The organism is Mycobacterium sp. TH-M106 (assembly GCF_057473765.1).
Genome location: NZ_JBYCLE010000071.1, coordinates 1 through 17,927 on the forward strand (window position 1 = coordinate 1; position 17,927 = coordinate 17,927).

Annotated in this window: 17 protein-coding genes, 1 tRNA gene and 2 pseudogenes; 8 read left to right on the forward strand and 12 right to left on the reverse strand. The window is 66.0% G+C overall.

Translation table 11 applies throughout. The annotated features are described in order from the left end of the window. A partial coding sequence (locus AC2VOP_RS02295) for a PPE domain-containing protein (protein ID WP_486959483.1) occupies positions 1–357 on the reverse strand: 357 nt, incomplete at its 3' end. Between the two features lie 559 nt (positions 358–916). Between AC2VOP_RS02295 and AC2VOP_RS02300 the strand changes: the two genes are divergently transcribed. Next, positions 917–1,516: a TetR/AcrR family transcriptional regulator gene (locus tag AC2VOP_RS02300; RefSeq protein WP_486959467.1), complete on the forward strand. Its 600-nt coding sequence runs from the start codon at positions 917–919 to the stop codon at positions 1,514–1,516. 29 nt (positions 1,517–1,545) lie between these two features. On the opposite strand, the gene AC2VOP_RS02305 is transcribed toward AC2VOP_RS02300, so the two are convergent. The 4 genes from AC2VOP_RS02305 to AC2VOP_RS02320 all read right to left on the reverse strand — a co-directional run bounded on the left by AC2VOP_RS02305 (position 1,546) and on the right by AC2VOP_RS02320 (position 7,201). Further along, a complete protein-coding gene (locus tag AC2VOP_RS02305) occupies positions 1,546–2,865 on the reverse strand; it encodes an NAD(P)/FAD-dependent oxidoreductase (RefSeq protein WP_486959468.1) in 1,320 nt (439 codons plus the stop codon). Between the two features lie 5 nt (positions 2,866–2,870). Further along, a complete protein-coding gene (locus AC2VOP_RS02310) occupies positions 2,871–4,970 on the reverse strand; it encodes a cellulase family glycosylhydrolase (protein WP_486959469.1) in 2,100 nt (699 codons plus the stop codon). A 114-nt stretch (positions 4,971–5,084) separates the two neighbouring features. After that, entirely contained in the window at positions 5,085–5,867 is a 783-nt protein-coding gene (locus tag AC2VOP_RS02315; RefSeq protein WP_486959470.1) for an SDR family NAD(P)-dependent oxidoreductase, read from the reverse strand. Further along, positions 5,864–7,201 (reverse strand): flavin-containing monooxygenase, encoded by a 1,338-nt coding sequence (locus AC2VOP_RS02320; RefSeq protein WP_486959471.1) that lies wholly within the window; start codon positions 7,199–7,201, stop codon positions 5,864–5,866. Before AC2VOP_RS02320 ends, AC2VOP_RS02315 begins: the two co-directional genes overlap by 4 nt. Positions 7,202–7,287: 86 nt before the next feature. Between AC2VOP_RS02320 and AC2VOP_RS02325 the strand changes: the two genes are divergently transcribed. Next, positions 7,288–8,325, forward strand: a complete 1,038-nt coding sequence (locus AC2VOP_RS02325; RefSeq protein ID WP_486959472.1) for an AraC family transcriptional regulator — start codon at positions 7,288–7,290, stop codon at positions 8,323–8,325. 12 nt (positions 8,326–8,337) lie between these two features. On the opposite strand, the gene htpG is transcribed toward AC2VOP_RS02325, so the two are convergent. Next, entirely contained in the window at positions 8,338–10,404 is a 2,067-nt protein-coding gene (gene htpG, locus AC2VOP_RS02330) for a molecular chaperone HtpG (RefSeq protein WP_486959473.1), read from the reverse strand. A 258-nt stretch (positions 10,405–10,662) separates the two neighbouring features. On the opposite strand from htpG, the gene AC2VOP_RS02335 reads away from it, so the two are divergent. After that, positions 10,663–11,778, forward strand: a complete 1,116-nt coding sequence (locus tag AC2VOP_RS02335; RefSeq protein WP_486959474.1) for a cellulase family glycosylhydrolase — start codon at positions 10,663–10,665, stop codon at positions 11,776–11,778. Between the two features lie 50 nt (positions 11,779–11,828). On the opposite strand, the gene AC2VOP_RS02340 is transcribed toward AC2VOP_RS02335, so the two are convergent. Together AC2VOP_RS02340 and AC2VOP_RS02345 are read right to left on the reverse strand one after the other, a co-directional pair. After that, complete coding sequence (locus tag AC2VOP_RS02340) at positions 11,829–12,203, reverse strand: type II toxin-antitoxin system PemK/MazF family toxin (protein WP_486959475.1); 375 nt, start codon at positions 12,201–12,203, stop codon at positions 11,829–11,831. Then, entirely contained in the window at positions 12,196–12,432 is a 237-nt protein-coding gene (locus AC2VOP_RS02345; RefSeq protein ID WP_486959476.1) for a type II toxin-antitoxin system antitoxin MazE7, read from the reverse strand. Before AC2VOP_RS02345 ends, AC2VOP_RS02340 begins: the two co-directional genes overlap by 8 nt. A 110-nt stretch (positions 12,433–12,542) precedes the next feature. Here AC2VOP_RS02345 and AC2VOP_RS02350 point away from each other — a divergent pair. The 3 genes and pseudogenes from AC2VOP_RS02350 to AC2VOP_RS02360 form a co-directional block, all read left to right on the forward strand. Beyond that, a pseudogene (locus tag AC2VOP_RS02350) lies at positions 12,543–12,645 on the forward strand (antitoxin); the annotation flags it as partial. A gap of 124 nt (positions 12,646–12,769) precedes the next feature. Continuing rightward, positions 12,770–13,162, forward strand: a complete 393-nt coding sequence (locus AC2VOP_RS02355) for a type II toxin-antitoxin system VapC family toxin (protein ID WP_486959477.1) — start codon at positions 12,770–12,772, stop codon at positions 13,160–13,162. Between the two features lie 94 nt (positions 13,163–13,256). Continuing rightward, positions 13,257–13,649 carry a hypothetical protein gene (locus AC2VOP_RS02360; RefSeq protein WP_486959478.1) on the forward strand — a complete coding sequence of 131 codons (393 nt, stop codon included), beginning with the start codon at positions 13,257–13,259 and terminating at the stop codon, positions 13,647–13,649. 26 nt (positions 13,650–13,675) lie between these two features. On the opposite strand, the gene AC2VOP_RS02365 is transcribed toward AC2VOP_RS02360, so the two are convergent. Together AC2VOP_RS02365 and AC2VOP_RS02370 are read right to left on the reverse strand one after the other, a co-directional pair. Beyond that, positions 13,676–13,749: transfer RNA gene (locus AC2VOP_RS02365), tRNA-Ile, on the reverse strand. Positions 13,750–14,064: 315 nt separating this feature from the next. Further along, positions 14,065–14,244, reverse strand: a complete 180-nt coding sequence (locus AC2VOP_RS02370) for a hypothetical protein (protein WP_486959479.1) — start codon at positions 14,242–14,244, stop codon at positions 14,065–14,067. Here AC2VOP_RS02370 and AC2VOP_RS02375 point away from each other — a divergent pair. Beyond that, positions 14,243–14,713: a type II toxin-antitoxin system VapC family toxin gene (locus AC2VOP_RS02375; protein ID WP_486959480.1), complete on the forward strand. Its 471-nt coding sequence runs from the start codon at positions 14,243–14,245 to the stop codon at positions 14,711–14,713. The genes AC2VOP_RS02370 and AC2VOP_RS02375 overlap by 2 nt on opposite strands. Before the next feature lie 20 nt (positions 14,714–14,733). On the opposite strand, the gene AC2VOP_RS02380 is transcribed toward AC2VOP_RS02375, so the two are convergent. Both AC2VOP_RS02380 and AC2VOP_RS02385 read right to left on the reverse strand, forming a co-directional pair. Continuing rightward, entirely contained in the window at positions 14,734–16,119 is a 1,386-nt protein-coding gene (locus AC2VOP_RS02380) for a metallopeptidase TldD-related protein (RefSeq protein ID WP_486959481.1), read from the reverse strand. A gap of 46 nt (positions 16,120–16,165) precedes the next feature. Next, positions 16,166–17,677: a TldD/PmbA family protein gene (locus AC2VOP_RS02385; protein ID WP_486959482.1), complete on the reverse strand. Its 1,512-nt coding sequence runs from the start codon at positions 17,675–17,677 to the stop codon at positions 16,166–16,168. Between the two features lie 33 nt (positions 17,678–17,710). Between AC2VOP_RS02385 and AC2VOP_RS02390 the strand changes: the two are divergent. After that, positions 17,711–17,927 (forward strand): annotated as a pseudogene (locus AC2VOP_RS02390) (sugar ABC transporter permease); the annotation flags it as partial.

Genomic DNA, 17,927 nt, shown 5'->3' on the forward strand with positions numbered 1-17,927 from the left:
GATCGCGGCAGTGTTCTGCCCGAAAACATTGCCCGCCACCAGCGACGCCAACGACGCCCGATTCGCCGCGATCACCGCCGGCGGCACCACCGCGGCGAACGCCGCCTCGTAAGCCGCCGCCGCCGCCCTGGCCCCGTTAGCCGTCTGCCCGGCCTGCGCGGCGGTGGTCTGCATCCACTCCACATACGGCGCCACCGCCGCCGCCATCGACGCCGACGCCGGACCCAACCACGACTCATCGGTGAGCTCGGAAATCACCGCCCGATACGAACCCGCCGCCGAACTCAACTCCGCCGCCAACTTGTCCCACGCCGCCGCGGCCGCCATCAACGGCCCCGACCCCGCACCGGCATACATCCGACCTGAGTTCACCTCCGGCGGCAACGCCGCAAAATCGACCACACTCAAACCTCTCAGCTGCTCTGTTCCGCCGAACTTGATCAGTGTTAGCTTCGACTGTTACATCTCGGGGTCGTTCAGATCATGTTTCGGATAACTTAGTGATCTGAGTCATACGATGTCAAGCATCTGCGTAACATACCCGATTACGCGAGCTTCCGGGCTTGGTCACGCGAAACCGGTAGAAAGTGTTTGACGAGGGAGGATGGAGGTTGGGGACATCATCGTCGCTGATGCCCGCCGGTCCTTATACAGGAGATTCAGTGAACTGTCCAACATTAATTTGTAAACTGTGAGTTAACCTTGAGCCTACTGACGTTTGACCAGATCAACGCCGCATCGGATTGGTTGAATCCCGTGATACGAACGACGCCGATCATCACCTCGCGCATGCTGTCGGATCACAACCGGTTGCCGGTCCCATGGTGGGTTTCGTCGTCTCAGTCGAGGAGGAAATAGCGTGGCGGGTCTTAGATCAACGGGCTCGACAGTCGGCCGGCCGAAGCAAGAGACCCGGGTGGAAAGGCAGGCGCGCACCCGCGCGGCTTTGCTGCACGCTGCCGAACGGGTTTACCGGGAACGAGGCTTCGGCGGTGCCTCGGCCGTCGAGATCGCGCGGTGTGCGGGTTTCTCGACCGGGGCGCTCTACAGTAACTTCGCCAGCAAGGAGGATCTGCTGCTCACTGTGCTCGACGAGCACTCGGTCGCGAATTCCGAGCGGCTGGCCACCGTGGTGAACGCAGCCGACTCGATCGATGAAGTGGTGAACCGTGTCCATGACTGGTTCGCCGAACGGTTGGCGGACGGCAGGCACTGGCGCGCCCTGGAAGTCGACTTGGCCATTGCGGCGCTGACCAAACCGGAAATGGCTGCACGGCATCGGCTTCGGCAGCGCACCTTCATCGGTAGGCTCGCGAAGCTGTTGGAACAGCAGGCCGGCCGGTTCGGGGTCACCTTACCGCTGGATACCCACACTTTGGGTGTGGCCTTGAACGGTTTGGGTGACGGCTTGTCGGTGAATAGCCTGCTGGATCCCGATATCGACGCGGTCGCCGTGTTCCAGCGAACATTCATCCGTCTACTTGGGCTGACGAAGCCGTCGGAGCGAACACCGTAACCGTCACCGTCACCGTCAGGCCCATCGCCCTACGCGTTTAAGTGATCCCAAGCCCGGTCGATCCCCCAGCCCAGCCGTAGCATCGGCGCGGAGGACAGCGGCGTGGGAGCGAACCGTGGTCGTGCGTGCCACACCGTTTCGAGGTCGTCGTGCTGCTCGTCGCCGGCCAGTCGATCGGCGATCAGAGTCCCCAGGTAGGGCGCCTGGGCCAGACCGTGACCGTTGTAGCCCATGGCGTAGAAAACCCGTCCGCCGGCGCCGCCGGCCACCGGCAGCCACGACGGTGTCATCGCAATCCACCCGCCCCAGGTACGGCACACCCCGACATCGCGCAGTGAGGGGAACCGGTCGTGAAAGCCGCGCAGGATGTCGGCCACGACGCGCTGACTCGGCACTCGCGCACCCAGCGCTCCTCGCGGTTGCTGCGCGACCCGGCTGCCGAAAACAACTGTGTTCCGGTTTGTTTGGTGATAGCTCTCCAGAATGAGGTGCTGGGTGTATACACCACTTCGGCTGGTCCAGCCGGTCGCCTCAAGCCGGGCGGGGTCGATCGGCTCGGTCTCGGCGAGGGTGATCCACAGGGGCGCAACGATCCGCTTCGGCGCAAAGTCGAGATCGCGGGTATAGGCGTTGGTCGCGAGGATGACCCGCTCCGCGCGCACACCACCGCCCGGCACGTTGAGGACGACCCCGCTGCGGTCGCGGTTGAGCGCCAACACCGGTGTCCGTTCGAATACCCTTGCACCGCATGCTAATACCGCTTCACGTAGACCGCGTGCGAACTTGCCGGGGTTCAATATTCCGCCCGCCCGTTCGAGAATGCCGCCGAGAAAAGCCTCGGGCAGGCCTGCATCGCCGCCCGTGACGAAGGCGACGTCGGCGCCAGCGTCGCGGAGGGCTTCCGTGATCCGCTCCGAGCGTCGCAGCTGAGGCATGGTCATCGCTGCTGAGACGTTTCCGGTCGGCTGGTAGTCGCACTCGATCGCGAGTCGGCTGATCAGATCCTCGGTGAAGTGGACCGCGTGGTCGGCCAACCGGACCAGCTTGGCGGCACGGCGACGGTACACAGTGCTCAGCATCCGTGGGTCACCGCTGATCGTGGGCGTCAGATGGCCGGCGTTGCGCGACGACGCGCCCCATCCGCAGAACCCCGATTCGAGCAGAACCACCGTGGCGCCCCGCTCGGCAAGCCGCAATGTGGCCGACATCCCGCTGTAGCCGCCGCCGATGACCGCGACGTCACAGGTCACCTCGCCGGCCAGGGCGGGGGCGACATCCGCGGGTCGGTCGATCCAGCCGCTGAACGACAGGTAGTCGATACGGTCCGGGGTGATCTCGCCAGGGGCCATCGGCTTTACCCTGATGCGCCATCGGCGGGTGTCACAGTGACGTGCACGGTGCTCGCGCCGGCATCCGAGGCGATGACCAGGGTGGGCGCATTGGCCGCCGAGACCACATGGCCGCCGGTCACGTGAACGTGGTAGCCGTTGGGGAACTCGACGGCCGGCGTGGAGATGTCGGTCTGTGAGCCGGCCGGGAAGCTGCCCTGGCCGGAAGCCATCGCCGTGGAGTAGCTGAACTGGAAGGTGCCGTTCTCAAACGACCAGGAATTCGGGGTGCCAGAAATCACCTGCGGGTACGGCTGGGCCAGCGTCTCCAGGTTGCCGGTGGTGGCGAAGTTGCCGACCGGCCAGAACAGCCACCCGAAGTGGTGCTGGTTGGCAGCATCCATCGCGATGGTGGTCACGGTGGAATCGTTGGTGTTGCCGAACTCGGTGATCATCGCCGGGATGTGTTGCGCGTTAGCGTAGGCCTCGGCCCAGCCGTCGACCAGCGCTTCATACGCCCCACAGCCGAAGCTGCTGCCGGGGCTGATGAAATCGCTAGTGATGCAGTACGGGTGGAACGCGAAGACACTGTTGGGGTCGTCGACGGTACCCAGGTGGGTGTTCACCGGGAGGTTGCCGAACAAAACGTTCGGCTCGAAGTACACCGGCGTGTTCGGATCGACCGCTCTGATCGCCGAGTCCACCTGGTTGTAGAACGGGGTCAGCTCCTGAGCGTCGAAGTGCGGACTGCCGAGCAGGCTGGCCAGCCACTGCGAGCCCGGCCACGGCTCGTTCATGATCTCGAAGCCGACCACGTCGGGGTTGTCTCTGAAGTAGTCGGCGACGAACTCCCACATCTGGGCGTAGTTGTTCTCCAGGCGGATGTCACCGGCGACCGTGCCGTTCGCCCAGAACGTAGCGAAGGCGTGACTGACCGCAGGGGTGACGTAGTCGAACGGGAAACCGAGGTTGGGGTAGGGCAGGCCACCAGTGTCCACCGCCCACGACGGCGCGCCGTCGCCACCGGCCGGAGGTATGTCGCTGTAGAGGTCTTGGTGCATGTCGAGGATCACGCGGATGCCGTGGTCGGACAGAATCTGCACGGTCTGGGCGAGCGAGGCCAGGTAGGCCTCGTTGAAGACGCCGGGCTCGGGCTCCACACCGGCCCACTGGACACCCAGCCGCACGGCGTTGATGCCGTGGTCGGCCAGCTGCGTCGCGTCGGCGTCGTCGAATCCCTCGTCGACGGGCAGGAATGGCGGTGTCTTGTCCACCAGGTTGACGCCGTGAAGTATGACAACCCGTCCGGCGGCATCGGTCAACCAACTGCCGGTGGCCGTCAGATCGCTGCTGCCGCTCGGAGCGGCGCCGGCGACCGCCCCGAAGTGGCCGACGGCGCCGTGACTGCCGAACAGACCGGCGAGCCCGCCGGCACCACCCAGGGCCGGCAACCCATCGGCGACGCTGCTGTCACCGGCGTTGCCGCCCGCACCACCGACACCGAATAACCCGATGCCGTTGCCACCGTCCCCGCCGACACCACCGGTCGCCCCGGAGCCGCCGTCGCCACCGGCCCCGCCGACACCGAGCAGCGACCCGCCGGCACCACCGGTACCACCGGCAGCGCCGTCACCACCAGCACCGCCGGCCCCGCCGGTGCCGAACAGCCCCGCGGCACCACCGTCACCGCCGGCCGCACCGGCGACGGTGCTGTCCCAGCCGGCGCCCCCGTCACCGAACAACCACCCCCCGGCGCCACCGGCGGGGTGATCTTCGGTGCCCGCTGTGCCGTCGCCGATCAAACCACGCCCGGTCACAGCCACGAAGGGCGCGTTGATCACGTGGTCGATCTGCGCACCGATCGTGCTGTGAATCCAGTCCTGGACACCGTCGTTCAGCGGGGCATACACGAACTGCTGAAACAGCGCCGCCACATCGACATCCGACAGCGCCGACGCAGCCGTGGCCTCCACCAACGGTGCCAGAGCCGAATCGAGTACCTCGTCGAGGCCGTCGGCGCGCGCCGACGGCACTCCGGTCAGCAGTGTCGCCCCTGTCACCCCGAACGCCAGAAACGCCCCCAGCGCCGTGGCGGCGCCGACTCGGCAACCGCCACGAGCAGCCATTTCCGACCCGACCTCCCTACGGAACCGCGCTGTCGTCAACCGCAGAAGGCATAATATAACGCCATAATCCGACAGCACAATATAAGAAATATTATTTATCGCTTTTGGTCATACTCATTCGATGTGGTGGTGACGGCGGTACCGATCGAGGTTGTCACGCCCGAGCCGAGCGATTCTCGGCAGCAGGCGCACGGCCAAACCGGGGACGAGCATCGCCGCTTTGATCATCCACCCGTCGCTGTGCGGGAGGTTGACTTCCATACGTTTGGAGCCGATGCAGCCGACGACGGCGTCGGCGACCGCAGCCGGTTCGAGTGGCGTGCCGAGAAAGTTCAGAGCCGAACCACCGGTGGCGGCTTCGTGTCGCAGCATCGGTGTGTCGACGGCGCCGGGGTTGACGATGCTGACCCGTACGCCGGTGGCCGGAGCCCGCGCGCCCAGGCTGAGCAGGAAGCCGCGCAGCCCGAATTTCGACGCGGTGTAGCCGGGGCTTTCGGCGATGGGCAGCATCGACGCCAGCGACACCACCGCAACTACTTGCCCGCCCGAACGCTGCAGCGCGGGAAACAACGCTCGGGTCAGCCGGACCGCGGCGAGCAGGTTGACCGCGATCTCGTGGTCGAATTCGGCTGCCTCGGCGCGTTCGAAGGGTGTGGTGACCACGACGCCCGCGGTGTGCACCAGCAGGTCGCATTCGGTGACGACGTCGGCGAGCGCGGCGATGGCTTCCGGGTCGGTGAGGTCGCATATCCGGGTAATAACCCCGTCGCCCAACGCATTCAGGCCTACCTCGGAGACGTCGACGGCGACGATCCGGTAGCCGCGTCCGGTGAGTCGGCTGGTGATGGCCGCGCCGATCGCGCCGCCGGCGCCGGTGACGACCGCCGTCGGGCTCACTGGTGCACCGCCCGCTGGTGCAGCGCCCCGAACATGCCGGGCTCGAGATCGGTCCAGCCCATCCGTCGACACACCCGGGTGAGGTATCTGCGGAACGTCCGGACATCGACGTAGGCGCGGTGCCGATCGGTGTTGATGAATCTGATGCCGCCGGACAGGTCGGGCCGGTCGGTGGAGATCATCGCGTCGAACTTTTCCGCGCGCGACGGCCGGTGCTGCTGGTCATCCAGATACTGGGCCAGCACATTCGTGATCTTATCCAGCAGGGCGTAGACGCCGGAGTTGGTCTCGACAAAGCCCACGGTGAACAGGTTGCGGTGGGCCGGGTTGAACGCGGTGAGGTACGTGCGCGGACGGCCGCCGATCCAGTCGAAATACTTCTTTGGCAGGTACGGCAGCGCCCAGTCGTAGCCGGTCGCATACAGCACCAGGTCGATCGGTTCGCGGCTGCCGTCGGTGAACACGACACCGTCGCCGTCGAAGCGGTTCACGTCCGGGCGGATCGCCACGTCGCCATGCTGCAGGTGGTACACGAGCTGGCTGTTGACCAACGGGTGCGACTCGAAGAGCCGGTGATCGGGTTTGGGCAGGCCGAACCTGGTGAGATCACCCTGCACCAGCCGCAGCAGTGCTTTGAACGCCGGCCGCTCAAGCACCAGCGGCATGCTGGGACCGGTTTCCGCCCACACATCGGCCGGGAGACCGAAGAGGTGCTTAGGGATGACGTAGTATCCGCGGCGCACACTCACGAACGTCGTGTCAGCAGAAGCCGCTGCGTCGCAAGCGATGTCGGCACCGGAGTTCCCGAGCCCGACGATCAAAACGCGTTTACCGTGGAACTCGGTTGCACTGCGATAGGTCACCGAATGGCGGATTTCGCCGCCGAATACGCCGGGGTAGTCCGGCAGGCGCGGCGCCCAGGTGACACCGCTCGCGCACACCACGGCGTCGTATCTCCGCTGGTCGCCGTTCGCCGTGCGTACTAGCCACCCGGAGCCGTCGGCTTCCGCTGCTATGCCGGTGACCGCACACCCGAACCGGATTCGCTCACGCAGCCCGAAGCAGTTGGCGAAACTTCGTGTGTAGTGCAGGATCTGGCGATTGGTCGGGTAATCGGGGAACGACTCGGGCATGGGGAAGTCGAAGAATCCGGACATGGTGCGAGACGAGATGAAATGCGCCGACTCGTACATGGGCGTTCCGGCGTTGTCGAGATCCCAAATCCCGCCGACGTCGGTGTGCCGCTCGAACTGGTCGTAGTCGATGTCCAGCCGGCGCAAGGCCCGAGCCGTCGACAGCCCGGCAGGCCCAGCCCCGACGATGCAAACCGTCACACCGCTCCATGAGACCGAACGAAGACGCTAGTCACCAGGGTTGCGGCAGCTAACATGGGGGGCAAACCGGACAGAATTGGGGTGCTGTGAACGGCGATCCGCTGCAGCAGGCGGTCATCCCGCCCTCGGTGCTCGCTGGCGTCGTGGAGATCGCCGACCGGCGTGGCATCGACACCACGGCCTGGTTCGACGGCACCGGCCTGACGGCTGCCTGGCTAACCCTGCCCGACTCGCGAGCGTCGTTCCGGCAGATCGCTCTGATTCTCCGGCGCGCATTACGGGATCTGCCACCGGGCCCGGTCGGAATGCGGGTCGGCAACCGTGACCTACTCATAACGTTCGGCATCCTGGGTTTCGCCCTGCGCGCATGCGAAACTGGTGCGCAGGCAGTCGAAATCGGCCTGCGCTGGCATCAGGCCGCCGGCAGCCTGATGAATGTCAGCGGCCGGCGCGACGGCGACCTGTACGCGTTTGAGTTCACCGAACGGGCACCCGAGCCCGAGCTGCGCGAATTCCTGTGTGAGGAGGCCCTCTGCAGCACACTGTTGCTGATCCGGGCCATCCTCGGCGAGCACGTCGTGCCCGCCGTGATCGAATTGACCTACGCCGAGCCGGCGTACGTCGATGCGTACCGACGGTTCTTCCGTTGCCCCATCGGGTTCGACGCCGAGGCCAACCGGATGGCGGTGCCCGCGGAGTTCCTGACACGGCGCATCCGGACTCACAGCGCCACTCACCTCGCCGTCGCGCTGGATGCAGCCAAAAAGCTGGCCGCCCCAGCTGACTCGCGCACCGACATCGTCGCCGCGGTCGAAGCCCTGCTCCAGGCCGACCTGCGCCGACCACTGACGATGGTCGAGGTCGCCGACCACCTTCACCTCACCGAACGCAGCCTGCACCGCAAACTCGCCACCGCCGGTCACCGCTTCAGCGACATCCGCGACCGCGTTCGGTGCGATCACGCCACTTTGCTGCTCCGCGAAACCAGCTCCCCAATCCATGCTGTCGCCCGTGCTGTCGGGTACAGCGACGCCCGGGAATTCCGCCGCGCCTACATCCGCTGGACCGGCAAGGCGCCCAGCGCACAGCGCCTCGCGGACGTCAACCGCCGCGCCGATGTCTGAGAGAAGCCGCGCCTACACCGTGCGAGCCAAACGGTGTGCCAGCAACTCCGCGAACCTCGCGGGATCCTCCAGTGCACCACCTTCAGCGAGAAGCGCTGTACCGTATAGTAATTCCGCTGTCTCGGCGATCTCTTTGCGCGCAGCGTCGTCACCGGCCTGCTGGTGCGCTTGGCGCAGGCCCGTGACGAGTGGATGATTCGGGTTGAGTTCGAGAATCCGTTTGCCGACCGGGACCTGCTGCCCCGACGCCCGGTAGATCCGCGCGAGCGCCGGCGTGATACCGAAGGTGTCGGTGATCAAGCAAGCCGGTGACTCAGTCAGGCGGGTGGACAGCCGCACCTCCTTGACGTGATCGCTCAAGGTCTCGGCCAGCCAGGCCAGCAGATCGGCGAATTCCTTCTGCTGCTCCTCGCGTTCGGTCTTGTGCGCCGTCTTCTCCTCATCGGAGTCGAGGTCCACCTCGCCCTTGGCCACCGACTGCAGCGGTTTGCCGTCGAACTCGGTCACGGTCCCCACCCAGATCTCGTCGACCGGATCGGTGAGCAGCAGCACCTCGTAGCCCTTGGCCTTGAACACCTCCAGATGCGGCGACTTCAGCAGTTGCTCACGGCTCTCGCCGGTGGCGTAGAAGATCTTTTCCTGGCCGTCTTTCATGCGTTCGACGTACTCGGCGAAGGTGACGGGTTCGTCGTCGCTGTGCGTCGAGGCGAACGAGCAGACACCCAGCAGCATCTCCCGGTTGTCGACGTCCGAGAACAGGCCCTCCTTGACGACGCTGCCGAACTGGGTCCAGAAGGTGCGATAGTCCTCCGGCCGCTGCGACTGCAGGTCCTTGATGGTGGAGAGCACCTTTTTGGTCAGCCGACGCCGGATCGCCCCGACCTGTCGGTCCTGCTGCAGCATTTCGCGGGAAACGTTGAGCGACATGTCCTGTGCGTCGACCACACCCTTGACGAAGCGCAGGTACTCGGGCATGAGCTGGTCGCAGTCGCCCATGATGAACACGCGTTTGACATAGAGCTGAATCCCGATCTGCGCGTCACGATGGAACAGGTCAAACGGGGCATGCGACGGGATGAACAGCAGCGCCTGGTACTCGAAAGTGCCCTCGGCCTTCATCGAGATAACCTCGAGTGGGTCGTCCCAGGCGTGCGCGATGTGCTTGTAGAACTCTTTGTACTCCTCTTCAGAAACCTCGTCTTTCGGCCTGGCCCACAGCGCCTTCATCGAGTTGAGGGTCTCGGTTTCGGTGGTGACGAGCTCTTCACCGCCCTCTTCTGCCGGCGGGGTGCGCCGCTCGACCTGCATACGAATGGGCCAGGCGATGAAGTCGGAGTACTTCTTGACCAGGTTCCTGATCGTCCATTCGCTGGTGTAGTCGTGCAGTTCGTCCTCGGTGTCTTCGGGCTTGAGGTGCAGGGTGACCGAGGTTCCGTGCGGGGGCAGCTGATCGGGTCCGACCGATTCAATGGTGTAGGTACCCTCGCCGCTCGACTGCCACCTGGTGGACTCACTCTCACCGGCCCTGCGGGTCAGCAGCTCGACCTTGTCGGCGACCATGAAGACCGAGTAGAAGCCGATGCCGAACTGCCCGATCAGCTCCTCCGGCGCAGCTGTGTTGCTGGCGCTCTTGGCGCTCTTGGCACTCTTGGCGGCCTTGGTGGTGGCGGCGCTCTTGGCGGTCCTGGCGGTCCTGGCGGTCTTAGTGGTCTTAGCGGTCTTAGCGGTCTTGGCGTTTTGGGCCTCCTGCAGCTGCTGGCGCAACTCGGCGGTCCCCGATTTGGCCAGAGTGCCGATCAGATCCACCACCTCCGCGCGCGTCATACCGATGCCGTTGTCGCGAACGGTCAGCGTGCGGGCATCCCTGTCCACCTCGATCTCGATGTGCAGATCGGAGGTGTCGACATCGAGATCCTTGTTGCGGAAAGCTTCCAGCCGCAGCTTGTCCAACGCATCGGAAGCGTTCGAGATCAGCTCCCGCAGAAACGCGTCCTTATTGGAGTAGACCGAGTGGACCATCAGATCCAGCAGCTGGCGAGCCTCCGCCTGAAACTCCAACCGCTCGACACCCGTGCTCATCTCATTCCTTTCATTCCTGCCATACCGACCGGCTCGGGAGATGTAGTCTCGCCGCTGGCCCGGACGGCGAACGCGGCCGGGGACCCGGTGTGGGTATCGCCGCGCTCAAGCCAGATGATAGGCAAACCGCCTATGGGCACCCAACGGCCACCACGCGCAGTCATCGACGGCCTGGCCCGACGCGGGTGACCACTATTAGTCGCCGTGTTCTCCCCGGTATGCCACGAAAATGTCGTCGGGGGACGTATCGTCACTTTCGTGCGGCGTCGAACGGTGGTGAAGCTGCCGCTGCTGATGGTGGCAGCCGGTGTGCTGGCCCAGATACCCCGCGCCGGCGCCGCCGACTCGCGCCGATGGTCAGCCGACCGGGCCAACCGCTGGTATCAGGCGCAAGGTTGGCCGGTCGGCGCCAACTACATCACCTCCAACGCCGTCAACCAGCTCGAGATGTTTCAGGCCGACACCTTCGACCCGGTACGCATCGACGTGGAGCTCGGCTGGGCCCGAGCCGCCGGTCTCAACTCGGTGCGGGTCTTCCTGCACGATCTGCTGTGGGCTCAAGACTCCGACGGCTTCCAGTACCGGCTGGCCCAGTTCGTCACCATCGCAGCACGCCATCACATCAAACCGGTGTTCGTCCTCTTCGACTCCTGCTGGGACCCGTTCCCACAACCAGGCCGGCAGCGCCCACCCCGACCCGGGATCCACAACTCCCGGTGGGTGCAGAGCCCAGGTGCCGAACACATCGACGACAGCCGCTATCGCACCACGTTGCAGAACTACGTCACCGGAGTGATGACCCAATTCCGTTACGACAACCGCGTGCTGGGCTGGGATCTGTGGAACGAGCCCGACAACCTCGCGCGCGAGTACCACAACGTCGAGCGGACTGACAAGCTGGACCGAGTCGCCGATCTGCTCCCCCAGGTCTTCCGCTGGGCGCGGTCCGTCGATGCGCGTCAGCCATTGACGAGCGGTGTCTGGGAGGGTTCCCGGGCGGACAGCGGGATCGTCGACACGCAGCTGGCAAACTCCGACGTGGTCACCTTCCACTCCTACGATCAACCGGCCACCTTCGCCGCCCGGATCAACGAGCTAGCCTCGCTGGGCCGGCCGCTGCTGTGCACCGAGTACATGGCGCGCACCCGCGGCAACACCATCGACGGAGTGCTGCCAATTATGAAGCGCCACAATGTCGGTGCATACAACTGGGGTTTCGTGGCCGGAAAGACCCAGACACACCTGCCGTGGGACTCCTGGGATTCTCCGTACACCACGGCCCCGAAACTATGGTTCCACGACCTGTTGCATCCCAGCGGCCGGCCCTACCGGGACAGTGAGTTGCTGACGATCAGCGGTTTGGGAAGCCAGTAACGTTTCGCGACTGAACTGGCCTGAGCTGGCCTGGACCGGCCTGAGTCGGCTTACCCTGGCCGGCGAACGGGCCGCAAGGCGCTCTCGATACCCAGGATCAGCTCGAGCGCACGCCCGATGTGATGCATCGTTTCGGGCTTGAGAGTCCCCAATCGTTTCAGCAAACGGGTGCGAGCAACGGCGCGGACGCCCCGGCAGACGGCGACGCTGTCGACGTCGACACCTTCGGTGGGCGAGACACGGGGCCGCAGGGCGGTGCCGGAGAGCGAACCCGACACCGGTACCACCACGACAAGTTCGTCATCGACTCCGGCGAGTAACTCATCGACCGAAACGACGACGGCGGGGCGATGTTTACCGGGCTCGCCGGCTCGGGCGGCACCGAGGGCGACCAGCCAGAGGTCGCCTCGGCGCGGTTCAGGCAAGTCCGTCGCCGACGGTGGTGTCCCAGTCGCGGTTCTCCTCGCGCACGGCTTGCGCCGCCGCCTCCGCGCGGGTGGCGTCGCGTTCCGAGCGGAAGATCGCCTCGTGTTCGGCGCGGGAGGCCAGCTCCGTAAGCAGACCGGCGATGGAGATGCCGCGTTCACGAGCCTGCGTGGCGAGGCGATCGCGGGTCTGGACTGAGACCCGGATCGTCGTCGTTTGCGTAGACATAATTAGTAGCTTAACCGGTAGATGCTGACCAGCTCGGCGGAATGACATGCCCGCGAAGGTCAGCCGCGGATCACACATCTGGTTAGACTAAGTCCATGACTAAGTCGACCGCTATCCGTGTCGGTGTCCATGAGGCGAAGACACGCCTGTCGGAGCTGCTACGCCTGGTCGACAGCGGCCAGGAGGTTGAGATTGCGCGCGGCGGTGAACCCGTCGCGAAACTGGTGCCACTACACCTTGGAGAGACCCGCCGGCTGGGCATCGACGACGGCAGCTACACCGTGCCCGACGATTTCGACGCCCCACTCCCCGACGACGTGCTGGAGAGCTTTCACCGGTGAAGCGTTACCTCATCGACACCCACGTTTGGCTGTGGATGCAAGCGGAGTCTCACCGGCTGTGCGACGAGACACGCGCCGTCGTCGAAGATGTCCGCAACGTCCTGTTCTTCTCGGCTGCCAGCGCCTGGGAGATCGCGATCAAGTACCGGCTCGGCAAGCTAGCACTGCCCGAAGCGCCGGCTTCGTATGTGCCCGACCGCATGCGTCGCTCCGGAACGTCGCCGCTCCCGGTCGATCATGCGCACACGTTGCGGACTGCAGAACTTCCCTATCACCACGCAGATCCGTTCGATCGTCTGCTGGTCGCTCAGGCGCAGCTACTCGACCTGACGATCATCACCGCGGACCAGCAGGTGTCTGCCTACGACGTCGCGACCATCGCCGCGTAGACCGGCTCCGTGTCAGACCCAGCCAGACCTCCAGTGCCTGCGAAGCCAATGAATTCGCCAGAGCCGCAATGTTCGCGATGTTAAGGTTCCCGCTATGAAACCCCGCCCCACTGCAGCTGTGCTGGCAGTTGCGGTCGCGACCGCCACCGCGCTGTTCGGTGCCGGTGTCTCCGGCGTCGCCGTTGCGGACCCGGACAATACGTACTGCCCCAGCAACATGATGTTTTACAACCCCGGCTACTGCGACGCGCATATGCCCGACCCGATGCACGGTCACTGCGACGGCGGTCGTGCGGGCTCGCTGATGTCGGAAGGTTACTGCGACGGCGAACCCTACCCCGACGGCTCGTACTGGCGCGTCATCCAGCACGGCGCCGCCACCGTCGAGAACCCCGGCGGATGGATGGCGCTGACCAAGCAATGCGTCGTCCACGACGGCGCGGGCACGCGGCCGGCGCCGCCGGGCGGATGCGACGGCGCGGTCTGATCTGATCTGAACGTCACCTCGTGCGGTGGGGCGGGCGGGGCTCGAACCCGCGACCAACGGATTATGAGTCCGCGGCTCTAACCAACTGAGCTACCGCCCCTGGGATCAACTAGCTGAGGATACGCTCCGCTCACTCGGCAACTGCGGCCATCTCCGCGTATTCATCATCTTCATCGCCGGTGATTCGGGATGTGCCCAAATCGATTTCGTGATCAGACCCGCTGGGGGCCGTAATCGGGATCGATCAGCGAGTGCGATGAGGCCGGAACGCAGCATCATCGCCGCGCCGCACTCCCACCGTTCTCACCCACTGGCGAACATCCGTTTGCCTCGATGCTATCAATATTGATAGCATCTGTTCATGCCGAATGTTCTTATCCGCGATATTCCAGCCGACGACCTTGACCAGATTCGATCAGCGGCCGTGACACGCGGCGTCTCCCTTCAGGCATACCTGCTCGAGGCGATGCACGCGCAGGCTGTCCACCTTCGCCGGCGCGCCGCATTGGATCGGACCGCCGCGCGCCTGGCGCACCAGCCGGCCGTCGACGAGGAAGACAGGGCGGCGGTGCTTAAGGCCATCGTTGATGCGCATGCCGATCGGGGTACCCACCTCGCGCAACGTGATCGTTGACGCATCAGCCGTCATCGACGCTGTCAGCGACGCCGGCCCAAGAGGTCAAGCCGCCCGCCAAGCGCTCGCTGACAACCCGGCCTCCGAACCGCTCGTTGCACCAGGACATCTCGCGGTCGAGATCCTCTCCGGCCTGATGGCGGCGGCACACCGGCCAACCCATCCGCTGCAGCCCCACCAGGTGGAACAGGCACTACTCGATGCCGAGGCGTTCGAGATAACGATCGAAGGCACGCCATGGGTCGACATCCGGCGCGCCTGGGTGCTGGCCCAGGCGTCGTTGCGCTACCACGACGCCGTCTACGTCGCCAGCGCCGAGCGTTACGCCACCGCACTACTCACCAGCGACACTCGCATCGAACGCTCCGGCGCGCCAATCCACTGCGCCATCGTCACCATCCGACCTGACGGCGACAACCGAAGCACCTGAACGCCTGGGCCGCGGAACTGCTATTGCGCCTGGCTCACCGACGACATGTGAAAGTCGGGGATCCGCAGCGACGGCATCGCCGCCCGGGTTACCCAATCTCCCCACTCCCGCGGCAGGGTCGGCTCGGACACACCGGCCTGGGTGGCGCGGCGCAGCAGGTCCAGCGGGCTTTCGTTGAACCGGAAGTTGTTCACCGCCGCCGTCACCACGCCGTCCTCGACCAGGTAGACACCGTCGCGGGTCAGCCCGGTCAGTAGCAGCGTGGTCGGGTCGACCTCGCGGATGTACCACAGCGTGGTCAGCAGCAGCCCGTGCTCGGTGGCCGCAACCATCTCGTCCAACGTGGCAGGATTGTCCGGGCCGCCAGTCATCAACAGGTTGTCGGCGGCCACCGCCACCGGCGCGTCGAATTCGGCGGCGGCGGCCCGCGGGTAGGCCAGCGCGTTGATCACCCCGTCGCGGATCCAGTCCACCCGGGCGATGTCCATTCCGTTGTCGAACACCGAGACCGTCTCCGAGGAGCTGTCGGCCGCGACAAATGGCACGCACTCCAGGCCGGGCGCGAACGGATCGGAGTACAGCGTCAGCGGCAGTCCGCTCAACCGCTCCCCCACCCGGGTGCCGCCGCCGGGTGCTGAGAGCGCGGTGCGGCCCTCCTGCGCGCCGCGGCCGGCCATCGTCCACCCCAGGTAGATCATCATGTCGGCCACCGTCGACGGCGGCATCAGCGCCTCGTAGCGCCCGGCCGGCAGCTCGACGCTGCGCGCTGCCCAGCCCAGCCGCGTCGACAGCTGATCCAGCAGCGAATCGGTGGGCACATCGGCGAAATCCCGCGTCGCGACACCGGCCCACGCACTGGCAGGCCCACGCTTGGCATTGATCTCCACCGAGCCTCCTGCTTGGGTGTAGCGGCGGCGCAGCCCCATCGACGACGCCAGGAACGTCGTCTCCACCTTGTGGCTGGCGAACCCGTAGAGCTGGTCGGCGCCGGCGAAGCCGCGGCTCAGCGACTGCGCCAGGCCGGCGAAGACCTCTGCATCGGTGCCGGGCGTTGGGGCGTCCCAGGCGTCTCGGTCGTCCGGGGCGCCCGCGCCGGTCAGCAGCGGTGCGGCGTCGCGGGCCTCCGGTGCGTCGGCGGCGGCCTCCGCCGACGCCGCCACCAGGTGTGCGATCAGCGCCGGGTCCACCTCCGCCGAGCGCAGGACACCGACCTGCGGGGTCTCGTCATCGGGCGAGACCATCGAGATCACGGTGGTGTCGCGGCTGGTCGACACCCCGTTGGTGGTCATCGAACTGCCCGCCCAACGCAGCGACGCCTCGCAGCTGTCGGTGACCAGCACGATGGTGTCCACGCTGGACTCGGCGGCTTTCAGGGCGATGTCGATCACCTGCTGCGCGGGGATCATCGGCGCCGCTTCTCCTCATCGCCCACGGCATCGTCTCCGGCGCGGATCACCGGCCGGCCTCGGTGCGGGTGTTGAGCACGTTGACGCCGCGGAACAGCGCCGACGGACAACCGTGGCTGACCGCGGCCACCTGGCCGGGCTGGGCCTTACCACAGTTGAACGCCCCGCCGAGCCGCCAGGTCTGCGCGCCACCGATGGCCTCCATCGCGTTCCAGAAGTCGGTGGTGGTGGCCTGATAGGCCACGTCACGCAGCTGTCCGTCCAGCCGGCCGCCGCGGATCCGGAAGAACCGCTGGCCGGTGAACTGAAAGTTATAGCGCTGCATGTCAATTGACCAGGACCGGTCGCCGACGACGTAGATGCCGTCGTCGACCCGGGCGATCAGGTCGGCAGTGGTGGTGTCGTCGGGGCCGGGCTGCAGGCTCACGTTGGCCATCCGCTGGATCGGGACGTGGTGCGGCGAGTCGGCGTACGAGCAGCCGTTGGAGCGCTCCCGGCCGAGGCGCAGCGCAAACACCCGGTCGAGTTGGTAGCCGACGAAGATGCCGTCGCGCACCAGATCCCAGCTTTGTGCGGCGACTCCCTCGTCGTCGTAGCCGACGCTGGCCAGCCCGTGCTCGACGGTGCGGTCGGCGGTCACGTTCATCACCGGTGAGCCGTAACGCAGGCTGCCGAGCTTGTCCGGGGTGGCGAACGATGTGCCGGCGTACGCGGCTTCGTAGCCGATGGCACGGTCGTATTCGGTTGCGTGCCCGATGGACTCGTGGATGGTCAGCCACAGGTTGGTCGGGTCGATCACCAGGTCGGTCGGCCCGGGTATCACGCTGGGCGCCTTGACCTTCTCGGCCAGCCACACCGGCATCTGCGCCAGCTCCGCCGACCAGTCCCACACGTCGTCACCGGCGAGCGCCTCCCAGCCGCGGGCGGTGGGCGGCGCGCACGTGCGCATGGTGTCAAAACCGTCGGCACCGACGGCGATCGCCTCGCAGGTCGGCATCAAGCGCACCCGCTGCTGGGTGATCGAGGATCCGAAGGTGTCGGCGTAGAAGGTCTGCTCTTTGACCGCGGTCAGCGCCGCCGAGGCGTGCTGGACTCCGTCGGCGGAGAGCAGCCGGCCCGAATAGTCCTCCAGCACGTCGATCTTGTCGGAGGTGGGCACGTCGAACGGGTCGATCCGGTAACTGGACACCCAGGTGGCGTCCGCGTAGACCGGTTCGGGTGCCAGCTCGATCCGTTCGGCGTTGAGCGCCGCCAGGACCCGGGCCGTGGCGACGGCGCGCCGGGCGGTGTCGGCGGCAACCCCGGACGCCAGCTCGGCGTGCGAGGCGAATCCCCAGGTGCCCTCGACGATCACCCGCACCGCCAGACCGAGTTCGCGGTTGATGACAGCGGTCTCCAGCTCGCCGTCGCGCAGCTGGATGACCTCGGTGGCGATCCGATGCACGCGCAGGTCGGCGTGGCTGGCCCCGGCGGTTCGAGCCGCGCCGAGGGCGGCGTCGGCCATCTCGTGGCGGGGCAGGGCCAGAAATTCGCCGTCGATCCCCCGGTCGGATGTCACGGCTCCACGGTAGTCACCGGCTTTAATAACTGCATGGTTGGCACACGCGCCCGATCCCCCCGGTCCACGGCGGTGGGCTATGCGCTGCTGGCCCCGAGCCTGTTCGGCGTGGTCGCGTTCCTGCTGCTGCCGATGCTGGTGGTGGTCTGGCTGAGCCTGCAGCGGTGGGATCTGCTCGGCCCGATCAGCTATGTCGGCGGCGCCAATTGGCGTTCGGTGCTGACCGATTCGACATTCGGCAATTCGCTTG